The following is a 1,204-nucleotide window of genomic DNA, read 5'->3' on the forward strand; positions in this document are numbered from 1 at the left end:
ATGAGCTTGTCTGGACTCGTATGGGGACTCAAAGCCCGGTACTTGTACCTGGCGATATTGTCACGCTAATCGGCTCAAACTTCGGTGCAGGTGTGGATATAGATTTTAGCAAAATCATGCTGGGTAATACCCGTATTCTTGAAACTGATTTACGTATGTTTGATCAGAAGCTTGCTGTGTCAGATCAGGTTAATTACGAAACAGAGCAGCAAGTTGATGCATGGGATAAAAACGTTATTAGCTGGCAAGATGACCGTATTGTATTCAGGGTACCTGACCATGCTAGCAGCGGTCCCTTGATTGTGCAGGTACAAAAACGAACGGGTTATAATGAGTCCTTGCTACACCCAGGTTCTCCACATACCGTTATTGATGCACAGACCTCTCGTATTATCAGCGATACGTTTCAGCATGAATGTGACGTTGTGTCACAGCTGAGTGATGCCGTTGCCAGCACGCCGATTGATATAGATGTTAATAACCCGAACTTCTCTGATTTGGTGACAGAAGGTCGAAAGATATTCTGGTCGTACGACTACAATATTGGTGTCGCACATGCGGTACGAAACCTGGATTGGAAGGCGATCTTTAACTATCGTTCGTTTGACCCGGTTAAAGGAGGCTATGCTGACCCGAGAGAGTTGTTTGGCGCCTATAAAACGGTCAGAGGGCAAGTGCCGAATGAAGCGATGGATGATGTTTACTTTGATCCTTACCCAATGCCAACCCCGATCCCCGGCTTCCTCACCTTGGGTTCTGCCAAGCTTGAAGGCAATACAAAAGATACAGGTTGGGTAGGATATCGCTATGCAGAAGGTAATCACCCTTATACAGGGCCGGGTGAATTTGCCGGTTTCAACTGTGCGTCGTGCCACGGTTATCAAATCACTTACCAAAACGTCAATGGCGAAGATGAAACAAAGGTTTTCCCTGGCTTGCCTAACCCTGAATGGACCATGAAGTGGACAGTTTTACAGACGCCGCTAAAAACCTTCAAGGGCATTTATGAGAAGGAGCCAGGGCCAGACTGGGCACCGGAAGAAGAAAAAGTTGCCAAAGATATGTTGATCTATCATATGCCTGCCGGTGCCGGTGAGCATAACTTGGTTAGAATCAAAGGAGAGGGCAGCCATACCGATAATGATTATCAGTTTTCACCGATCGCAATTCCAAATGTGACCAACTATATGTCGATTCGACGTTC

The 1,204-nt window shown here is 46.4% G+C and carries 1 pseudogene; it reads left to right on the forward strand.

The features are described from left to right. Positions 1–1,204: pseudogene (locus tag A3766_RS30670) on the forward strand (hypothetical protein); the annotation flags it as partial.

The organism is Oleiphilus sp. HI0132, assembly GCF_001635845.1.